We start from the raw sequence: 18451 nt of genomic DNA on the forward strand, positions 1-18451 counted from the left end.
CGGGGGCGGGGACTCCACCGGAAGCGAACACGGGCACGGCGACGGCGGAAGCAGCGATGGCGGAGGCGGTGACGGCGGAAGCAGCGGCGGTGGAGGCGGTGACTGACCGTCCCTGGCACCCGGCACGGCCGAGACAAGCCCTTCCGCGGCCTTCTGCCCGCCCGGACTGTGGAGGCTTGCGCCTCTCACCCGCTGCGCTGCGGAAAGCGGCGTCGCCTCGCCTCCTCCCGCTCTTCCCGCGTGTGCCGCTGGGAAGCATGGACCCCGACAGCTGGTTCAAAAGGGCAGAAAACCCCGCCGGGCTGCCACAGCGTCCGAGGGAGCCCGCTGGACGGTGAGAAGAGCGACATCGTCATGAAGCCGGCCACCGGTGTGGTCCAGCAGGTCGGTCACCACGGCGTCGGTGGTCTGCTCGGCGGTGCCGATGGTGAGCTCGGCCAGGCGTCCGGCGAGAGGATAGAAATCACCGGTGGCGTTGCGCGCCTCGATGACCCCGTCGGTGTAGAGGATCAGCGTCTCCCCGGACGTGTACGCGTGCCGTTCCACGGCCCGCGACTCGGGGGAGAGCTCGCCCAGCCCCAGGGGCGGGTACGGTCGGACCGCTTCGAGAGCCCGAACCGTCCCTCGGCCGAGGACGTAGGGGGGCGGGTGTCCGCAGCAGACCAGAGCCAGCTCGTCGGCGTCGTCGAAGAGGTCGACGAGCACAGCCGTGGCGAAGTCCTCGATCATGTCGGTGTCGAGATTGTGCAGGCTCAGCACCGTGTCGAGTTCACGGGCGAGTTCCGGCAGCGGCAGGTGGTGGTGGGCGAACGCCCGAAAGGCACCGAGGACGAGGGCGGTGTCCTCCAGCGCGTCCAGTCCCTTGCCCCGCACATCCCCGAGGATGAGCCGGGTACCGCCCACGATCCTGGCCGCGGCGTAGAAGTCGCCGCCCACCTGCGCCTCCTGCTGCGCCGACCGGTAGGCGGTCGCCAGGGACAGCCGGCCGAGCCGCGCCGGAGGCGGCTTGAGCAGTACCTCGCCGGCTGCCTCGGCCACTGTCCTGGCCTGCGCCAGCTGCTCGTCGCGGCGTCGGCGGCTGCGGCTGTAGAGGACGAGGGCGGCTGAGACCAGCGCGATGGCGGCGGCACGCGTGCTGTAGCCGACGACATCGGAGTCGGCGTTCGCCAGCCCGAGAGCCAGCTGCGTGACGACGGCGCACAGCCCGACGGCTGCGGTGGCCAGGGGGCCGCCCAGCACGGAGGTGATGGCAGGAGCGACGATCACCAGCGGCCCGAAATGGCGGGAACTGGGCAATACGGCGTCGCAGATCGTCAGTCCCACCACGAGCGCCACCGGCAGCAGCAGAACCGCCCCGGGGGCACGAGAGACACGACGGAGCCATGCCCGACATTCCCGATAGTCCATGTCCAACGGCTACACCACCATCTTCCGCCCGCCTCGGAACGACTCGGGCGGCTTCGCGGAGAGACCGCTTACCTCACAACCTCCACGACGCTGTCGCCGCAACAGCAGTATCGGAGCGACCAGGACCTTGCGCGCGAGCGACGAGTGCGGCGGTGCAGCAGCGCGCCTCGGGCCTGCGCCCCGCGGACCCGTCGCGGCCGTGACCTTGCCCGTCCCGGTGGCGAGCACCGTGCGCTGCGGTTGCCGATCGCTGCCGCGTTCATGGCGGGTGAGGGCCGCTCACTCGCAACGTGCAGCCGGTCGACCGCGCGGACGTGCTGGACCGGTCCGCGCCGCTGCCGGTCCATGCGACCGGACTCAGGCCTCGGGGTGTCGCTCCCGGCCGCTGGGAAGTTCACCCGACGCTGACTCCTCCAGCAGTGCGGTGTACTTGCGGGAGAGTTCCTCGTACCGCGCGTCGGCCTCTTCGAGGGCTTGGTCCGTCCGGCGTCGGTGTCGCGTCACGGTGTACAAGGCCACGGGCCCGGCGACGATCCAGAAGACGGCGATCAGTGCCCACCACGGCATGGTTCCCCCTCGGTGCGGTGCTTTCGGTAGCGCCCGGCGCTCCGCTCGCAGCGTATGCCCTGGCACTCCGCACACCAACATCGTCGACCGCCCCCCCTGCCGGTGACGCCGGACGACCGGATTCCAGCGGCGAAGCCCCTCCGGGGCCCGGCGCGCAGCGGTTCGCGCCCCGAGCCGCCGCGGTGACGTCCCGGAGGGCCGGAACGCTTCCGCTGACCTACCCGGTGAGCGGTGCCTGCCCCGGCCCTGTCGGCTGACCTGTCAGGGCGCTGTGTCATGATGCGGACGCGCCCGGGGGAGTGGCGCGTGGTCACGTGAGCGCCTGGGGGTTCGGGATGAGTGGGGGCACGGAGCCGGACGGCACGTCGAAGTCCGACGAGGAGTGGGAGCGGTTTCTGCGCGAGTCGGTGGCGGGTGCCGCCGACGCCCCCAAGGAGCCGTCCGCGCGGGCCCGCGCCGTGACGAGGCGGCTGCGCGAGGAACCCGACCGCGGACCGGAGGGCTGGCGCACCTACACGCCCGCCCGGCCCAAGCGCCGCACGGGCTGGTACGTGGCCGGGCTGCTGGCCTCGCTGGTGCTGCTCGTGGTGGCGCTCGCGCCCGGCTGGGTGACGGATCTCTTCTCCGGTGCCGACTCCTCGCCGCAGGCGGCCGAGACCGCCCGCCCGGACCAGGCGCCCCCGACACAGACTTCCCAACGCCCCACCCGGGATCAGCCGTTCCGGGGGTCACCGGCCGCGCGCTGGGCGAGCGGAGCGGCCGGGATCACCGTGCCGAAGGCCGAAACGGTCGGGGGGATGACCGCGGCCGAGGTCGAGCGCGCCCTCGACCGCAGCCGGGACTTCCTCGTCGCCTCCAGCCTGGACCGCGGAGTGCTGCGGGGCGAGCATCCGGAGAAGGCCATCGCGCTGATCAACCCGCGCCAGAAGGACGTCCAGGACTTTCTGAGCACCGCCTTCCGGAGCCCGAGCGAGAAGAACGACCCTCTCCTCCTCTTCAGCCGCTTCCAGCCCTCCCGCGTCCACCTGGTCGGCGACGTCGTGAAGACCCGGGGCCGGCTCACCTTCGAACAGGGCGAGCGCGGCGCGCTCCAGGTGACGGCCGACGTCACCTTCGTCTACCCGGTCACCCGCGCGGAAGCGGACGGCGACGACGAGATCGTCCGCACCATCGTCCGGCGCGAACTGGTCCTGAGCTGGGACGACCCGGACAAGGTGCGGACCGAGCCGGGCACGTTCTCGATCGTCTCGTACAAGAACGACATGACCAACGGCGGTTGCGGCACCCCCACGGGCTTCTTCGAGCCGCCTTTCGGCACCGACCAGGCGGCGGACGGGGACGGCCCGGACATCGATCCGTACGACCGCAGTGCACCGGTCGAACGGGACGAGTCCTCCGGGGACGGGTGCAGGCGGGCGACCCGGTCCTAGCGATGCCGCCCGGCTGCCCGTCCCGCACGAGGCCTGGAAACGTCTCACATGCCGGGCGGTTGGTGGTTCCTCGCGGTCCTCACCGCAGGGGACGAACCTTACCGCTGTCCGGTCCGGTCTTCCCGCGGCCCCGAGGAATGCGGAGACACCTCGACGGCACAGGACGACACCTGCGGCTGCTGAGCGGTTGCCAGAGCCTGTTCGACGGCGTGCATGCGCCGCCGCTGCCGACGCAGGACAAAAGGGTTGATCAGGCACATGCCCAGGGCCAGGAGATTGAGGCCGGCGAACCCGTAGCGCTGATCGAAGACTTGTGCCGCTGCGCTCATGAGCAACAGCACTGCAGCGGCACTCATCAGCCACCACACCCACCGGCGCCGCTGAGCGCTCAGCGTGCGCCGCTGCCGCCTGACGACGTCGATGGCGGCCGGCAGTTCGGCGGGGTCCTGAGGCAGCCGTCCCCGCTGGATCTGACGGCCCACCCGCATGTACCGGCTCGGGCTCAGTCCGAAGCCGGCCGCCCGCCGCCGAGTCCGCCACCATGCCCAGGCGGCAGCCCCCGCGGTCGGCAGGAGAAAGGCTGCGGTGAACAACAGACCCCGCGTGACGTCCCACTCGCCCTCTCCGGCGAACGCTCCCGCCAGAAAACCGGCCAGCGCCGCTGCCAGGAGCACGATGAGGACGATCCCGACCGTGTGGAAGCGCCCAGCATCCGTACGAGTCTCCCCGTCCTGCCCGGACATCGCCGTCCCCCTTCTTGCGCGTTGCGGTACGTGGTCGGATACCCGGACCCGCCTCCGGCACACCGCGGTATCCGGTGAGGAGCCGTGCGGCAGGCGAAGTCCGCGCCGCCCGTGTTCCGGGTCAGGGGGCTGTGCGGCGGTGCATGCGAACCCCGCTTCCCGGCCCGTCCGCCGACGAGGATCACCGGGCGCCTTCTTCGGCCGGTACGTGCTGCTCTCTCGGAAGGCCGTTCCCCGGGCCGGGAGGGCGGCGGAGGACGCGGACCGCGTGGGTGAGGCGAAGCACGATCGCCATGAGCCCGGCGGCGGCCGCGACGCAGAGGGCGGTGACGGCGTCGGGTATCCACTGCAGCAGTCCGAGCACGTCGCCGTAGTGGGCGGCCGGCGCCAGGAGGAGCAGTGGCGCTGCGCAGACCGTGCACCAGCCGACCGTGCGGGCGAGGACACGCGTCCGGGGCAGTGACCCGACACTCCCGCGCTTGAGGAGCAGCACCGCGTGCCCGGTGGAGAGGACCAGCAGCGCGGCCAGGGCGGTGGTGCTCCAGACCGCCCAGTAGTAGAGGGACGTGGAGGGGTTGTCCGCGGGCTGCCGCCCGCCGGCCAGGATCCGTGCTGCTCCGAAGCCGACCTGCATGACGGCTTCGTCCTGGAGGAGGCCGTAGAGGTTCTGCTGGAGGACGAGGGCGATGTTCCGTTCCGGGACGAGGAAGAGCATGGCCGAGTAGCCGGGGGTCGCTCCGGTGTGCCAGACGGCGTCCCGGAGCGGCGCCTTGAGCCCGCCCACCCGCCAGCCCAGCCCGTATCCGGTGTGGACGTCGGAGGCTCCGCCTTCGGTCCGCAGCGTACCCTCGGTGCGCATCAGCCGGGTCGACGTGGGGGTCAGCACGCGCTTTCCGCCGGCGGTCTTCCCGCCGCGGAGCTGCAGAGCGGCGAAGTCGGCGAGGTCGGCCAGGGTTCCCCCCAGGTAGCCGTAGCCGGCTCCGTCATCGTCCACCTCGTCGGCGACGGCCGCCGGCCTGCCCCACAGCAGCTGATGCCCAGGAGGCAGGTGCTGTTTCCGCGCCGAGGCCCGGTCGGCGATGGCGGTGTCCATGCCCGCCGGGGCGAGCACGGCCTGCCTGACGTATGCGGCGAAGGGGCGGTGGGTGACGGCCTCGATCACGGCTGTCAGGACCAGGTAGTTGGCGCTGGTGTAGGTGTAGCCGGTACCGGGCGGTCCCGTCGGCTCGAGCCGGTCGAGAGCCGTGAGGCGTCCCGCCGGGGGAGGGCAGTCGGCGTGGTAGCAGTCGGCCACTTCGAAGGTCGCGGATTCGGGCAGGCCGGAGGTCTGTTGGAGCAGGTGGCGGACCGTCACTCTCCCGGCGTGCGCGGGACCGCCGAACCGGAACTCCGGAAGGTGGTCGACCACCGGATCGTCCAGGTCGAGGCGGCCGTCCTGCACGAGTGTCAGCACGGCGGTCGCGGTGACGGGCTTGGCGACGGATCCCCACAGGAAGGGGGTGTCGGCTGTGACGCGCTCGCCCCTGCCGTCCTCTCCCCAGGAACGTTGATGCACCGGTCCCTCGGGGCCCACGACGGCGTAGGAGAGTCCGGGTGTGCGGGTGGCTTCCATCCGGTCGCGCACATAGGCGTCGATCGCGGCGTAGCGGTGCGCCGAAGCGGTGGCTTCGGCGGGAGGAGCGGCCGCCGCGCACAGCAGCAGCCCGAGTAGCGGGGGCATGGTCCTCGTGGCGATGCGCCGGAGGAAGGAGCGCATGGGGTTCCTCGTCGTCGATCCCGGACACGGAGAATAACCGTATGTCCGTACGGTTATAACCGTACGATGATACGGTTATCAAGTGTCAAGAACCGCCGATCACGGAGAACGCAAGCGCCGGATCGCCGTCGCCGTCCGGACGCTGATCTCCGACCAGGGGCTCGATGCGGTCACCGTCGCCCGCACCGCGGCAGCGGCCGGCATGTCGGTCGGACTCGTCCAGCACTACTTCCGCACCAAGGACGACATGCTGCTCCATACCTTCCAGGAGGTCGGCACGGCTCTCCGCGAACGGGCCGAGCAGCGGATCCGGGACGGCGTCGAACACCGCCGCCCGGTCGCGGACGTCCTCGCGCAGGCGATGACCGAACTCCTTCCCCTGGACGAGGAGCGCCGCACCGAGTTCCGCGTCAGCAGAGCGTTCGCCGGCCGCGCGCTGGACGTCCCGGCCCTCGCCGAGATCGACGCGGAGACCGCCCGGCGACTGCGTGCCGACATCGCCACGGCCGTCCGCAACGGCAAGGAGTGCGGCGAGGTCGAGGCCGGACTGGACCCCTGGCCCGCCGCCGTCCGGCTGACCGCCGTCACGCAGGGGCTCGCGACGCAGGTCTACCACGACCCGGCAGGTGTGGACGGCGTCACCGCGGCCGAACTGGCGGCATCCGTGATCGACGCCGAACTGGCCACCGTCTTCACCGGGGAATGCCGCCAGTACGCTGCATGACGCCTCCTGCCGGCCCCCTCCAGGAGATCGGCGCAGGGGCAGCGTGCTCGATGGGCCCGTACGGACCGCCATCACCGGTCAAGGCCGAACGAGAACCGCGGCGCGAACCCGCCCACTGTCGCCTGCTCCGGCCCCCGGGAAGCGAATCGGCACAGGAGTTCCAGCCCCCGCAGTGACGACCGTTCATGCGTCACGCTCCACCCGCCGGGCACCTTGAGCAGCGAACTGCCTGCTCGCCCGGGCCGACCGATAGCCGCGCCGGACACTCACGACTCGCGGTCGGGACCCCACCCGGAGGATCCATCCCGGAGCCGTCCCGAGGACTACGCGGGCCCAGGTCAGCCGTGTCTGTCTCCGCCGCACGAGCAGACGGCCGCGCTGTCCGGCAGGACCATACCCTCCCTTTCCGGCTCGCTGCCCGGGAGATAGACCACCAGCGTCTGTTCGGGCTGTTCAGCCAGGTGAAAAGCGGTGTAGACGTACTCCACAGTCCCCTGTTGGGGGCGCCGCAGGCGTTTGCGGCCGCTGCGCCGCACCTGTACCTCGTACTGGGGCCACCACTCCCGCATCTCCGCGCTGCCCTCGCGCAGTTCCTCGATCAGCCGGGTGTACCGCGGGTCCCCGGAATGGTTCGCCGCCAGAGTGCGGAGCCGGCCGAGCAAGCCGCGCGCCTCGGGTTCCCAGTCCACCAGAACCTCCCGGGCCGCAGGTTCGAGAAACACCCACCGGACGAAGTTCGCGGGCCGCTCCGCCCCGGTGATCAGGCGCGGGAACAGCTCGGCGGCGGCCCGGTTGTGGCTGAGTACGTCGTAATTGCCGCCGATGATGAACGCCGGGTTCGGCTGCAGCAGCAGGGGGACGGCGCTCACCTCTGCCGTCAGCAGATCGTGTGCTCCGGCTTCGGCCGTGGGCGTATGGCCGGCGAGCCGCAGAAGATGGTCGCGCTCGTGCCGGTCCAGCCGCAGCGCCGAGGCCAGCGCGGTCAGCACCTGTTCGGAGGCGCGGATGTTCCGTCCCTGCTCCAGGTACGTGTACCAGGTGGCACTGATCCCGGCCAGCAGCGCGAGCTCTTCCCGGCGCAGTCCCGGAGTCCGGCGGCGGCCGGTGCGGGGCAGACCCACCTCGTCCGGTGTGAGGCGCTCTCTCCGGCTGCGCAGGAACGCGCTCAGCTGACGGCGTCGGTCCGGTTCCGTGGACATGGCAGCGTAGCACCTCTGATTCCAGGATAAGTGCATTCTGGATACCAGACTATTCCTGTCGGAGGCTGGTGTGCGAGACGGGCCGTGGCACCGCCGACGGCCCCGCACCGGCACACCGGCCCCCGTCCGCCCCCGTCGCCGGCAGCCTTCTGATCCGTCAGTCCCTGCTGCCGCGGCGCCCGGACCGGGGACCGAAGGAGAGAGGGGCGAAAGTCATGTCAGAGATCAAGGGCAAAGTGGTGGCGCTCACCGGAGCCAGCAGCGGCATCGGCGAGGCGACCGCCCTGCTGCTCGCCGAACGCGGCGCGCGTCTCGTCCTCGGCGCGCGCCGCTCCGAGCGCCTGGCCGAGCTGGTGGCGCGTATCGAGCAGGCGGGTGGCACGGCGGTGCAGATCCGCACCGACGTGACCCGCCTGGACGACCTTCGGGCCCTGGTCGCGCTCGCCGAGGAGCGGTTCGGCCGACTCGACGTCCTGTTCGGCAACGCCGGAGTCGGCACCCTCTCGCCGCTGGACGACCTGCGCACCGACGAGTGGGACGAGATGATCGACGTCAATGTGAAGGGTGTGCTGCACGGGATCGGCGCCGCGCTGCCGGTCTTCCGCGCACAGGGCACCGGGCACTTCATCACCACCGCCTCCACGGCCGCGTTCCGCATCGTGCCGAACATGGCGGTCTACGCCAGTACCAAGTTCGCGGTCCGCGCCCTGTGCGAGGGGTTGCGTCAGGAAGCCGGCGACTCCCTGCGGGTCACCACCGTCTCGCCCGGCGTGACGGCGACCCCGTTCGCCGAGGCATCGGCCAACAGCCGGGTCAGAGCCGAGATCACACAGATGCGCGACGAGCTCGCGATCCCACCCGCGGCGATCGCCGCCGCCGTGGCCTTCGCGATCGAACAGCCCGCCGCGGTCGACGTGAATGAGATCGTCGTCCGGCCAACCGCCCAAGGCTGACCGCACACTCCTGAAAGCGCCTTGCCGGCGGGACACCTTGCTCGCGTCGAGGACCGACAGGCACATCCGGTCCTTCAACTGTCGCTGATCTGCCCCGGCTCCTGGGGTTGTTCGCTGCTGCGGCGCCGACGGTACACAGCCACGGTGCCGCCCAGCGCGGAGGTGCCGGCTCCCCACGCCAGGAGTCGCCCGGCTCCGCTCCATCGCGCACTCCGAGCGTGCTTGCACACGGGCGCGAGGTAGGGGTCCCCCGAGTCGGTCCTGAGCGTGATGGGGGAGAGGAGGGATCCGCACTCCTCCCCGCACTGTCGCCGTAGGGTCGACGGGATCCTCGTCAGCGCGGAACTGCACCAACACCACGGCGGTCGCAGCCAGGAGCAGCAACGCCGAGATGGACCACAGCACAACCTTCACGGCCGGCTCCTTCCCCCGTTGCGGCATCCGTCCTGCTCCGGCCTGTGCCATTGCCCTGGTTTCTCCCCGCCGAAGAGAGACGTCGGCCGGGGCCTCATTGTCGATTGCGACACCGGAGTCCGGTTCGGGGCGGTTGCAACGGAGGACTGGGCTTCCGAGTGCGCATCGGCAGCCGATGCGATCCCCCTCCGAAGGCACAGGCCCTTCACCCCTCCCCGTTCGACGGCGGTTCCGGGCCGGTGCCGCGGGACGGTAACCTCCTGCACCCGCGTTCCGCTCCCAAGGCCGGGAAATCACCCGATTCAGGTTAATGGGCAGGCTAAATATTTGGATAAAGACTGCTAGGGTGGCGGCCGATGGAGGGAGTTGGCATGCCGTCCGAGGAAGAGCTGTTCGCATCGGTCGACGCGTTGCTGGAGGAGGAGCCGCAGCTCCCGCCCCCGGCGGAGCGTGCCCGGCTGCGGGAGGCCGCCGGCATCACCCAGGTCCGGCTCGCGGCTGCGTTGAAGACGTCGACGCAGACGGTGAAGAACTACGAGAACGGCCGCTCCGAGCCGAAGTCTCCGCGCCTGGAGGCCTACCAGCGGCTCCTCAAGGGCTGGGCGGGGAAGTATCCCGCCGACAGCGCCCCCGCCGCTCCCGCCACCTCCGCCCCGGTCGTCGTGCCGCAGCCGGAGGCGTCTGAAACGTTCGCCGGTCCGGCCGCCGCCCCGGAGCGGACGGAGACCACCGCCCCGGGTCGGACTCCTGCCGCCCCGGCCCCGCCCCGCCGCCCCTCCCGTGCAACAGCGCGCCCGGAGACATCGCCCCCGCGCCCGGCGAAGAAGGCCGCCGCGCCCGCCACCGACCCGCGCTTCCCGCACGGCCCGCTCGCCGTCCTCGACGGCGACGGCTCCGCCTACGGCGCCGCAGGGATCGTGCTGGACTGCCCGGCGACCACGGTGGTGGAGCTGGTGGAGTGGACACTGTGCGAGTCCGGCCTCGGAGCGGCGAAGCTCAACCGCTACGGGAAGGACTCCGACCCGCTGATCGTCCTCACCGCCGCGGCCGCCGTGAAGCTCGGACTGCCCGAGCGACTGGAGGGACATGAGCAGCGCCGCTCCCTGCGCCTGCCCGACGATCACCCGGTCGTCAAGCAGGTGGCGAAGGCGAAGTGGCAGCTCACCCAGCGAGGGTTCGGACCCTGGCCGCGGATCTACCGCAAGGCCCAGGGGCGGGAGCGGCAGTGCGTGCAGCTGGCGATCCTGCCCTGGGACGCCCTCGACGAACGCTCCTGGCCCGGTGTCGCGGACATGCAGCCGGCCGACATCGCCCGGACCCTGGGCCTGTACGCCCAGCGCGTCATCACCCCGCGCGGTTCCACGGCCGTCTCGGGCCTGGAGCTGATGACAGCGCTGCGCCCGCCGACGAAGCCGGAGCGCGACGCGGAGACCGGCAACTGGATCCCGGGCCACAACCCGGGCTCGCTGGGGACGGAGCCGATGGACCCCGCCCCGCCGGAGGCCACTGCGGAGCACCCGGTCGTCGTCCAGTCCGGCTGGACCGGTGGCTTCCTCAACGAGGAGGCGTACCAGTGGGTGCGGTCGGTGGACACGCTGTCCGACGAGGAGTGCATGCTGCCCCACGCGGTCGGTCTGGACCTGAACACGGCGTTCCTGGCGGCCGCGGCCCGCCTGGTCGTCGGCCTCTCCGCCCCGGATCACTTCCACAACGTGAAGTTCAACCCGAAGATCCCCGGGAGCTGGCTGGTCGACCTGTCTCACATCGAGCTGGACCCGCGCCTGCCCTCGCCGTTCACCCCGGACGGCTCCCGGCCGGCGGGACCGGCCTGGTACCAGACGCACACCGTCGCCTATGCCCAGGAACTCGGCTACAACGTCGCTCCGCTCGAGGCGTATCTGCGCAGGGAGACCGGCGCATACCTGGATCCCTGGCACGACCGTCTCAAGACCGCCTACGTCGACACCCTCGCCGAACTCGGCGTCACCAAGGGCCTGCCCGATGTCGAGTTCCTCGCCGCGATGGAGCAGCACAAGCGCGCCGACCCGGCCCTCGCCGCGGTGCTGACCGCGATCAAAGCGACCATCAAGGGCGGCGTCGGCAAGCTGCGCGAGCGCCCCCAGGGGCGGCACTACAAGCAAGGCGAGCGATGGCCCGCCCTTGAGCGCCCGACCTGGCGGCCCGACATCCGCGCCGCCGTGATCTCCAAGGCGCGGGTGAACATGCACCGCAAGCTGCGCAACATGGCCACCATCACGGGCCTGTACCCCCTGGCGGTGCTCTCGGACTGCGTCGTCTATCCGAGCCCCGGCCCCAGCCCGCTGGACTTCCTGCCCTACGCCGCCTCGGGCAAGCCGCAGCCCGGCGGCTTCCGCCTCGGGCCCACCCCGGGCCTGGCGAAGCCGGAGGGCGTCCAGCCGATGCTGTGGGCGGTGGACCTGATGGAGAAGGGACTGAACCCGGCCCGCCACATCAAGGGCGGCGACGCCGTACTGGACGAAGGAGAGTAGGGCCGTGGGAGAGATCGACGACGCCATCGAGCGCGCCGACCGGGAGGCGTTCACCAGGAACCCGCCCAAGACCCTCAAGGGCCAGATCAGCTACCTGCTCAAGCAGTTCGGCAGCGCGAAGGCCGTCGCGGCCGAGATCGGGGTCACCGCCGACTCCGTCAACCGCTACCGCCGCGGCGCTCGCAAACACCCCCGCGCCGACATCGCCGCGAAAATCGACGACGCCGTGCGGGCCCGCTGGCAACCCGGCGTGCGCAAGCGGCGCCGCAAGCAGGCCGCCACCACCCGCGGCGTCACGGTCGAGACCCGCGCCCGGTTCGGCTACACCGCGCCCATCGGCACCACCGACGACGGCCGCTTCCGCCGCCTGACCGTCCACCTCCCACCGGCCTACGCACAGCGGCTGTTCGACGCCCGCGAGGCCGGGGCCGGCGACCAGCAGCTGCGCGGCATCATCGCCGAAGGGTTCAAGGACGTCTATTTCCAGGACGGCGGGAGCCGCGCCATGGGAATCTCGGATGTCGCCATCAACGACATCGACTATCTGGACCTGGACTTCTGAAGAACGGAACGGCACGAGCGTCGCATCGCGCGCCCGAGCCGAAGCGCGACAGTCGACACCCTGCCAGGCTTGCCGTCAACGGGGGTATCGGATGGCGAGTGCTGAGCGGAGTCCCGGACCGCGGTGCGCTCCCAGCCCTCCACCCCGGCTTCCCACTTGCGCCGACGCAGCACATAGTCGCTGAAGAGGTGCTGGCTCCGGTCGAGCAGCTCACCCACCTCCGTGTCGCCGTGCCGTCCGTCCGGCGACGGATGCCAGCGCTGCACGGATTGCGCGGCCCAGGTACGCAGCTTCATATCCGGGTCCTCGAGCAGACCGACCGCCGCTCGCAGCGCCACGATGCCGCCGCGCGCGTCGAGCAGCCGGAACGCGGCAACGCGGACGTGCCGCGGCCGTTCGGATCCAGTGCGCTCCAACAGCCAGTCGTCCGGCAGTTCCCCGGCCACGGGAAGCAGGGCGGAAGCGGTCTCGCGGACGACACCGGCGGCAGGGTCGTCGAGCAGCGGCCGCAACTGCGCCGCGTCCACACTGTCCAGTTCCCGCAGCCCTGCCACGGCTCGCGCCCGCACGCCGGCCGCCGGGTGCACGAGCAGCGGCCGCAGCAGCCCGGCGTCCGTGCGGTTCCCGCACTCGGCCAGCCCGATGACCGCACCGGGCCGCAGCTCGGGGTCGTCCGGCGCTGTGCACCGCTCCCGGTACCAGGCCGTCGGGTCGCCTCCCTGCTGGCGTATGACATACCTGGCGCAAGCACGCACGAGCCCGGAACGGTCGCTGAGAAACTGCTCCGCCTGCTGTGGCCGCCCCGCCCGTCTCAGGGCGGTCACACCGGCCGAACGGGTACGCGGGTTGCGTGCGGACAGCAGCGGAGGCAGTACCTCCTCGTAGGCGTCCTCATCCCCCAGAGTCGTGAGTGCCGCTGTGGCGCACAGTTCCTGGACCACGTTGTCCGGGTCCCGGGCGGCCGCGCGGGCCAGCTCGGCGGAACCGAGCAGCTGACCCTCGACGGCCAGCCGGTACGCGAACCGCCGGACGGTGCGGTCGGGGTCGGCGAAGAGCACGGCGAGCTGCTCGTGGGACGCCTGACGCAGGATTTGGCCGAGCACGTCGACCCCGAAGGCTCCTCTGTCGCGGCGGCCGACGCGAAGGATGATCGGCGCGAGGCCGAGGGCGGAGTCCATGTCCAGAGCCTCGCGCAGCACCTGCCGGGCCTGCTCGCGCACGGGGCCGGCCCAATCGGCGCAGCGGATCACGACCAACGGCAGCAGACCGGGGCATCGAGCCGACTTGCGCACCGCCTTCTGGCGGATCCGTCCATCGCGGTGGCACAGGGCGAGTGCGAGGCGGGACTCGCCGAGCTGAGCAAGGTCGGCGGGCAGCGGTGCGGAGTGCTCCCACTCCGGCAGGAACTGCGGGCGGTGCCAGGCGACCTCACGCACCCCTGCATCGAGCGCGAGCCAGTCACCGGGGTCGGCGACATCAAGCACGCCGTGAAGCGGCGCACCTTCCTCAACCCGAGCCGCTGCAGCTGCCCCGTCCCCGGTGTCCACAAGCATCCCCACCCCTTCAACGGTCCGACAAGCTGAGTGTAAGAGTGAGAGTTCGCACAGGTCGTGCGCATTTTGCGCCCGGCATCCTGCTGAAATTCTTTGCTCGGCCGTGGCGGCATCGCTGACCCGGGGGATTGGCTCGGCGGCAGTAGGGCTGCGGGCGAACTTGAGGCCCCGGGCACGCGACTGCGATGCGCATTCCCGTCGCGGCCGGCTTCCTCACGAGGGAGCGGATCTGGTCGATGACCACGCTGCTTGAGTGGTCACAGCCGGCCAGGTGCGAAACGACTTCGCCGTTGGAATCCCCTCCCGGCATGATTGTCAGCGTGCACCAGGACGAAAGCCATCGCGGGCGAATGCGGTACACCCTGACCGATACGGAGCACGGGCATGCCTGGGGCGTCTGCGACGAGGCGGAGGGACTGTTCGGAGAACCCCGGCGCGGGATCTACGAGCTGTTCGGCTGGGTGCCACAAGGAGAAGTGCACGGATGGGTCGGCAACCGGGTGTGGCTGGTACCGGACGACGAGGCACACGACCCCTGGTTGCTCGAGGACGCGGAGAGCCCGGGGCGGCTTCTCGGGACAGACAGTCTCGTGCTCACCGGCCTGGACGACTACGAAGGCCCACCCGAGGGACACAGAGGCCGCGTGCGGGTGCACGACGGGCACCGTTGGCTGGGCTGCTGCCGGGAATTCGCCCGTGTCCTGCCCCGCGAGCAGGGCGCACAGCCGCTCGTCCTGAGAGGACTCGCCCCGGGCGATGAGCTGAGGGCGGCACTGATGAAGGGCACCCGACGGGCGCTGGACCTGGAACAGGCCGCCCTGGAGATACGGGACGACCAGGGCGAGCCGCTCACCGAACGCCTGCTCTGGACCAGAATCACCTCCTGGCGCCCATCTCCCCACGGAACGGACCTGATCGACCTGGAGCTCGACGGCGAGCTCGCCACGCCGGTTCCCGCATACGCCCGGCCCGTGTGGACGCGGTGGTTCGCCGGGCCGCCGGACATGGCGGCGGCCTGGGCCGGGCTCGACACCCGGCACCGCTGGGCCTGGCACGAACTCGTCCGGGAGCGGGCCTGCCGGCGCGCTCACCGCGACCGGCCTGCCGGTCACGCCTACGCACTCGACGGCCGGCACGTCACCGATGAACCGGGCCTCCACCTGGCGCTCGGCGAGGCGGTGAACGGTCCGGGCGGGTACTTCGGCGGCTGCCCGGCAGCCCTCGACGACTGCCTGCGCGGCAACTTCGGCTACACAGCCCCCGCAACCCTGCTCTGGCGGGACGCAGTGACCGCACGCGAAAATCTGTCCCGGGCCCTGACACCGGATGGCCACCCCTACGACCTGTTCGGCGAGGTCCTCGATGTCCTGGACCAGGGCGGCATGCATGTCATCCTGGCGTGAGCTGCGGCCCCGCCCGCCGGGCATCGACCACGTCCGACGTCCACCGGTGTTCGTGCGCGGGTCAGCGCGTCCGTAAGCGGTCGTTCAGGCGGGACAGCAGCGGCATATCGGCGAGGCAACCACCGTCGGGCGCGACCGCAAGATCCAGCACCGGCTTCCGTGGCTGCGGGGGCAGCTTCTCGCCCTTCGCCAGCATCGCTACGTACTTCTCGATCCTGCGTGCCCTGGTCTCGGCCTTCTTGGCATCCTGGATCCGGTGCCGGGCGAGACGGCGTGGTTCTCGCCGAGCCACGTCTCGAATGCCTCGGCGGATTCGAAGGCGACGATCTCCAAGTCCTGAGTCAGCTCAGCAGCGAACCACACCCGGCCGATCGCCATGACATGGGCACGTCCTCGAACGCAAGGTGTCGAACCGACCACGTGGTAGGCCGTGCCGGGCTGCACGGCCTACCGCCTTGTGCGCGACGAGGAGGCGAACCGGAGCGGGAGCTGAAAGTCGCCATTGCAACCGGTCCGAGTGGAGCGTATCCGTCTCGGAGGACCGCAGCGGTTCACAGACGAACACGAGGGCAAGAGGCCGGACGACCGGACCCGCACATTGGAAACTCCGGATCACCTTCCCCGAAGCCGTGCGCAAGACAGCCGACCGGCACCCAGGACAGGACTTGCACGCGCTCGTCGTGGCCGCCACCACACGTGGCGAGGAGGTACGGAAGGCATCCGTCGACGACGGCACGACCGCTGCTGTTCCCCGGACCGGCACCCTCATCGACCCCCGCGGCGGCTCAATCCCCGGCGAGCAACGGTGTGCTGAATCACCTGGAACGTGGCCGAGCGCGTCCGACCGGAGCGGTGCCGCCAAGCCGGCGTCGGGCGGGTCGGCATCATCAGGGTCATGGACCAGACACGCGAGCTCACCGAGAACGAGGTGAACGACCTGCTCGACGGGGACGACCACGACACTGACCGGGAGGACGGCCACGAGTGGGTGAGGTGATCATGCCAGCCGCCCGGTGCGGGGTCGTCACTCTCCTCGCCCGGGGCGCGGGTGTGGTCTGAATCGGCCGGTTCCCGGTCGCTGATCTGCCGATGTGACGAGGTGACTGAAGGCGAGCCCTCCCCAGTGACCTATCGGAGGGTCCTGCGCTGCCGGGTCCGTGAGAAGGCCCGTCGGCCAGCGGGCCCCACCCTGCTGGTGCTGGACACCCGGAGTGCCCATGCTGCCCGCCCGTGGCCTGGCCGATGATCTCCGCTCCCGGGTCGGCGAACTGCAGGCCAGGGAGGCCGAGACCCACCTCGAACACCTCGCGATCGCCCGGAAGACCGTCACCGTTCTCGCCGACCAGCTCCGAGCCGACCTGCGCATCGGTGGCTGGCACGACGAGAACCAGCTTGAGGACTTCCTGACCCACCTCGGGGAAGGGGGGGCGACCGCCGTGCTCTTCCGCCGCACCGTCTGTGGCACCCACCTCGCATACACCGGCGCATCATAGGGCCGGCCTGTTCCGGGGAGCCTGGTCAGGCGGTCAGGCGGTCAGGCGCGAGTGCTGGCTGGCGCACAGCGAGTATGCCGGTTCGGACAGACGCGCAAAGGACGGGCAGCTCAGCCGGATTCTGCGAGCAGGTGAACGACCCCGGCTGGGTTTTTGATCCAGTGGGTTCTGGATTCGAGGTTGTGCAGCGGTTCGACCTCGTCACACGGGCGGATGCCGACGCCGGCCAGTGTGGCCGTCGCCGCGTCCAGGTCATCGGTGTGGAGTTGCAACCACAGGTCGGGCTGGCTGTAGTTGTCGACGCAGTCCAGCCACAGCGTGCTAGGACCGAACCGCACCGAATGAGTTCTTGAGACGGTTGGAGCGTAGGAAACGTCCTCCTCTTCGACGGCGAAGCCCAAGGTGTCGCGGTAGAAGGCCACGGTGGCCTCGTACTGTGCCTTGGGGATTTTCATGGCGATGTTCAGGCCGGCGGTGAACTCAGGCTGGTTCATTTCGAGGTGGCTCCTCGGTCGGGGGTCGGGTGGTGGCGTCCAGTGCACGTTCCAGCGCGGTCAGCCGCTCATCCCACCTGTTGGCGAGTGTGGCCAGCCACACCTGGGCCGCGCGGATGGGAGCTGGTTCCAACCGGTAGGGGTGACGGCGGCCGACCGGATCATCGGAGCTGATCAGGCCCGCTTCGGCGAGCTGACCGAGGTGTTTGGCCACTGCCTGTCGGCTGATCGGCAGGCGTCGCGCCAGATCGGTGACTGTGGCGGGTCCGGCGCGTGCGAACTCGTCCAGCAGCGCCCGCCGGGTCGGATCGGTGAGTGCCGCGAACACCGCGACGGCCTGCTCCTGTGAATCAGGCGGCCGCATCGAGGTAGGACTCCAGGTCGCCGAGTTCTGCCGTCCACCCCTGGCTGTTGCTCTGATGGGCGGACCGGGCGAGGTCGTCGGCGGCCTGGGTGAACCCGCTCTCCACCAGACGCAGCCGGGTCCCACCCGCTACGGGCTCCAGGGTAAAGGTCACCAGCGTTCGGGATGCGTCGTCCTCCGGACGGCCATCGATCGGCCATCTGAACGACAAACGGTGTGGGGGTTCGACGACCGTGATTGTGGCGACGGATTCTTCGTCGAGGTCCTCCCAGCGGAAGTACGCGCGGCCGCCGGGCCGTAGATCGATCTCAGCCACCGAGCCGAACCATTGCGACAACCCTTCGGCGGTGGTCAGCGCCGCCCACACCCGCTCAACGGGGTGCCGCAGCAGCCTCTCACGTTCGATCCTGTCCGAAACCATACCCATACACCTCAGCGAGTTCTGAGTTGCCCTCTAATGGCAACCTAATGGTTGCGATGGGTATCCCGCAAGCCCGTCCCGGAACGCGCGATCGTCCGGCATTCCGACCGTCCGCCGTGACGCATCCGCCGCAGGCCGAGCCGGGACCGGCACTCTCCCTGCCCGCGACGGCGCCGGCCTGCTGCCACCGGCGCAGCCGACGCCAGCAGGGGTATGACCCAGATACGGCAGAAACCCGCCACAGGGAGATCGCGGAGTCCGGGTAGCTCATCCCGACACGATGTCCACGTGAGGATGTGGGCTGAAGAGGGCCGCAGGCCGTCGGTGGCGGACAGGAGGGCTGCGAAGTCGGCGTGAGCTGCCTCGACGGCCTCGGGGCACGTCCGGGCCTTCTCGTGTTCGGCGAGTGCTCGGTAGCTGCTGGCAACGTTGGGGCCCTGGCCCCTGCGCTTGCCGAT

General features: G+C 70.7%; 16 protein-coding genes and 1 pseudogene. 7 read left to right on the forward strand and 10 right to left on the reverse strand.

Going from position 1 to position 18451, the window contains the following annotated elements; all coding sequences use genetic code 11:
* Nucleotides 1-276: 276 nt before the first annotated feature.
* Nucleotides 277-1335: a PP2C family protein-serine/threonine phosphatase gene (locus ACFYMO_RS06230; RefSeq protein WP_366772847.1), complete on the reverse strand. Its 1059-nt coding sequence runs from the start codon at nucleotides 1333-1335 to the stop codon at nucleotides 277-279.
* A 429-nt stretch (nucleotides 1336-1764) separates the two neighbouring features.
* Nucleotides 1765-1974, reverse strand: a complete 210-nt coding sequence (locus ACFYMO_RS06235; RefSeq protein WP_366772848.1) for a hypothetical protein — start codon at nucleotides 1972-1974, stop codon at nucleotides 1765-1767.
* A 335-nt stretch (nucleotides 1975-2309) separates the two neighbouring features.
* On the opposite strand from ACFYMO_RS06235, the gene ACFYMO_RS06240 reads away from it, so the two are divergent.
* Nucleotides 2310-3404, forward strand: coding sequence for a hypothetical protein (locus ACFYMO_RS06240; RefSeq protein ID WP_366772849.1), 1095 nt, complete (start codon nucleotides 2310-2312; stop codon nucleotides 3402-3404).
* 98 nt (nucleotides 3405-3502) lie between these two features.
* Here the strand turns inward: ACFYMO_RS06240 and ACFYMO_RS06245 are convergent, their stop codons facing one another.
* Both ACFYMO_RS06245 and ACFYMO_RS06250 read right to left on the reverse strand, forming a co-directional pair.
* Nucleotides 3503-4147: a hypothetical protein gene (locus tag ACFYMO_RS06245; protein WP_388544569.1), complete on the reverse strand. Its 645-nt coding sequence runs from the start codon at nucleotides 4145-4147 to the stop codon at nucleotides 3503-3505.
* Nucleotides 4148-4328: 181 nt separating this feature from the next.
* Nucleotides 4329-5903, reverse strand: a complete 1575-nt coding sequence (locus tag ACFYMO_RS06250; protein ID WP_366772851.1) for a serine hydrolase domain-containing protein — start codon at nucleotides 5901-5903, stop codon at nucleotides 4329-4331.
* 82 nt (nucleotides 5904-5985) lie between these two features.
* On the opposite strand from ACFYMO_RS06250, the gene ACFYMO_RS06255 reads away from it, so the two are divergent.
* The gene (locus ACFYMO_RS06255; RefSeq protein ID WP_366772852.1) at nucleotides 5986-6627 is read left to right on the forward strand and encodes a TetR family transcriptional regulator C-terminal domain-containing protein; all 642 of its coding nucleotides are present in this window, start codon (nucleotides 5986-5988) and stop codon (nucleotides 6625-6627) included.
* Nucleotides 6628-6965: 338 nt separating this feature from the next.
* Here the strand turns inward: ACFYMO_RS06255 and ACFYMO_RS06260 are convergent, their stop codons facing one another.
* Nucleotides 6966-7826: a helix-turn-helix transcriptional regulator gene (locus ACFYMO_RS06260; protein ID WP_366772853.1), complete on the reverse strand. Its 861-nt coding sequence runs from the start codon at nucleotides 7824-7826 to the stop codon at nucleotides 6966-6968.
* Nucleotides 7827-8041: 215 nt separating this feature from the next.
* On the opposite strand from ACFYMO_RS06260, the gene ACFYMO_RS06265 reads away from it, so the two are divergent.
* The 3 genes from ACFYMO_RS06265 to tpg all read left to right on the forward strand — a co-directional run bounded on the left by ACFYMO_RS06265 (nucleotide 8042) and on the right by tpg (nucleotide 12265).
* The gene (locus tag ACFYMO_RS06265; protein ID WP_366772854.1) at nucleotides 8042-8779 is read left to right on the forward strand and encodes an SDR family oxidoreductase; all 738 of its coding nucleotides are present in this window, start codon (nucleotides 8042-8044) and stop codon (nucleotides 8777-8779) included.
* 785 nt (nucleotides 8780-9564) lie between these two features.
* Nucleotides 9565-11703, forward strand: a complete 2139-nt coding sequence (gene tap / locus ACFYMO_RS06270; RefSeq protein ID WP_388544574.1) for a telomere-associated protein Tap — start codon at nucleotides 9565-9567, stop codon at nucleotides 11701-11703.
* A gap of 4 nt (nucleotides 11704-11707) precedes the next feature.
* Nucleotides 11708-12265, forward strand: a complete 558-nt coding sequence (gene tpg, locus ACFYMO_RS06275; protein ID WP_366772856.1) for a telomere-protecting terminal protein Tpg — start codon at nucleotides 11708-11710, stop codon at nucleotides 12263-12265.
* On the opposite strand, the gene ACFYMO_RS06280 is transcribed toward tpg, so the two are convergent.
* Nucleotides 12244-13749 (reverse strand): HEAT repeat domain-containing protein, encoded by a 1506-nt coding sequence (locus ACFYMO_RS06280; protein ID WP_388544578.1) that lies wholly within the window; start codon nucleotides 13747-13749, stop codon nucleotides 12244-12246. The two genes, tpg and ACFYMO_RS06280, sit on opposite strands and share 22 nt — an antisense overlap.
* A 377-nt stretch (nucleotides 13750-14126) precedes the next feature.
* Between ACFYMO_RS06280 and ACFYMO_RS06285 the strand changes: the two genes are divergently transcribed.
* Complete coding sequence (locus tag ACFYMO_RS06285; RefSeq protein WP_366772858.1) at nucleotides 14127-15221, forward strand: hypothetical protein; 1095 nt, start codon at nucleotides 14127-14129, stop codon at nucleotides 15219-15221.
* Nucleotides 15222-15387: 166 nt separating this feature from the next.
* Here ACFYMO_RS06285 and ACFYMO_RS06290 read toward each other — a convergent pair.
* A pseudogene (locus ACFYMO_RS06290) lies at nucleotides 15388-15480 on the reverse strand (YdeI/OmpD-associated family protein); the annotation flags it as partial.
* A gap of 958 nt (nucleotides 15481-16438) precedes the next feature.
* On the opposite strand from ACFYMO_RS06290, the gene ACFYMO_RS06295 reads away from it, so the two are divergent.
* Nucleotides 16439-16714, forward strand: a complete 276-nt coding sequence (locus ACFYMO_RS06295) for a hypothetical protein (RefSeq protein ID WP_388544581.1) — start codon at nucleotides 16439-16441, stop codon at nucleotides 16712-16714.
* 110 nt (nucleotides 16715-16824) lie between these two features.
* Here the strand turns inward: ACFYMO_RS06295 and ACFYMO_RS06300 are convergent, their stop codons facing one another.
* The 3 genes from ACFYMO_RS06300 to ACFYMO_RS06310 are packed head-to-tail and all read right to left on the reverse strand — an operon-like array spanning nucleotide 16825 to nucleotide 17993.
* The gene (locus tag ACFYMO_RS06300; RefSeq protein ID WP_366772860.1) at nucleotides 16825-17208 is read right to left on the reverse strand and encodes a VOC family protein; all 384 of its coding nucleotides are present in this window, start codon (nucleotides 17206-17208) and stop codon (nucleotides 16825-16827) included.
* On the reverse strand, nucleotides 17195-17572 hold the full coding sequence (locus tag ACFYMO_RS06305) for a metalloregulator ArsR/SmtB family transcription factor (RefSeq protein WP_366772861.1): 378 nt from the start codon (nucleotides 17570-17572) through the stop codon (nucleotides 17195-17197). Before ACFYMO_RS06305 ends, ACFYMO_RS06300 begins: the two co-directional genes overlap by 14 nt.
* Nucleotides 17559-17993, reverse strand: a complete 435-nt coding sequence (locus ACFYMO_RS06310; RefSeq protein WP_366772862.1) for an SRPBCC domain-containing protein — start codon at nucleotides 17991-17993, stop codon at nucleotides 17559-17561. Before ACFYMO_RS06310 ends, ACFYMO_RS06305 begins: the two co-directional genes overlap by 14 nt.
* Between the last annotated feature and the right edge of the window lie 458 nt (nucleotides 17994-18451).

This window comes from Streptomyces sp. NPDC007025 (assembly GCF_042869455.1).
GTDB lineage: Bacteria > Actinomycetota > Actinomycetes > Streptomycetales > Streptomycetaceae > Streptomyces.

Excerpts from the sequence above, each read along its gene's own strand:
- ACFYMO_RS06295 (WP_388544581.1), top strand. The coding sequence starts at position 16,439 with ATGCTGCCCGCCCGTGGCCTGGCCGATGATCTCCGCTCCCGGGTCGGC.
- ACFYMO_RS06240 (WP_366772849.1), top strand. The coding sequence starts at position 2,310 with ATGAGTGGGGGCACGGAGCCGGACGGCACGTCGAAGTCCGACGAGGAG.
- ACFYMO_RS06285 (WP_366772858.1), top strand. The coding sequence starts at position 14,127 with ATGATTGTCAGCGTGCACCAGGACGAAAGCCATCGCGGGCGAATGCGG.
- tap (WP_388544574.1), top strand. The coding sequence starts at position 9,565 with ATGCCGTCCGAGGAAGAGCTGTTCGCATCGGTCGACGCGTTGCTGGAG.
- ACFYMO_RS06260 (WP_366772853.1), bottom strand. The coding sequence starts at position 7,826 with ATGTCCACGGAACCGGACCGACGCCGTCAGCTGAGCGCGTTCCTGCGC.
- ACFYMO_RS06250 (WP_366772851.1), bottom strand. The coding sequence starts at position 5,903 with ATGCGCTCCTTCCTCCGGCGCATCGCCACGAGGACCATGCCCCCGCTA.
- ACFYMO_RS06300 (WP_366772860.1), bottom strand. The coding sequence starts at position 17,208 with ATGAACCAGCCTGAGTTCACCGCCGGCCTGAACATCGCCATGAAAATC.
- ACFYMO_RS06265 (WP_366772854.1), top strand. The coding sequence starts at position 8,042 with ATGTCAGAGATCAAGGGCAAAGTGGTGGCGCTCACCGGAGCCAGCAGC.
- ACFYMO_RS06305 (WP_366772861.1), bottom strand. The coding sequence starts at position 17,572 with ATGCGGCCGCCTGATTCACAGGAGCAGGCCGTCGCGGTGTTCGCGGCA.
- ACFYMO_RS06310 (WP_366772862.1), bottom strand. The coding sequence starts at position 17,993 with ATGGTTTCGGACAGGATCGAACGTGAGAGGCTGCTGCGGCACCCCGTT.
- ACFYMO_RS06235 (WP_366772848.1), bottom strand. The coding sequence starts at position 1,974 with ATGCCGTGGTGGGCACTGATCGCCGTCTTCTGGATCGTCGCCGGGCCC.
- ACFYMO_RS06245 (WP_388544569.1), bottom strand. The coding sequence starts at position 4,147 with ATGTCCGGGCAGGACGGGGAGACTCGTACGGATGCTGGGCGCTTCCAC.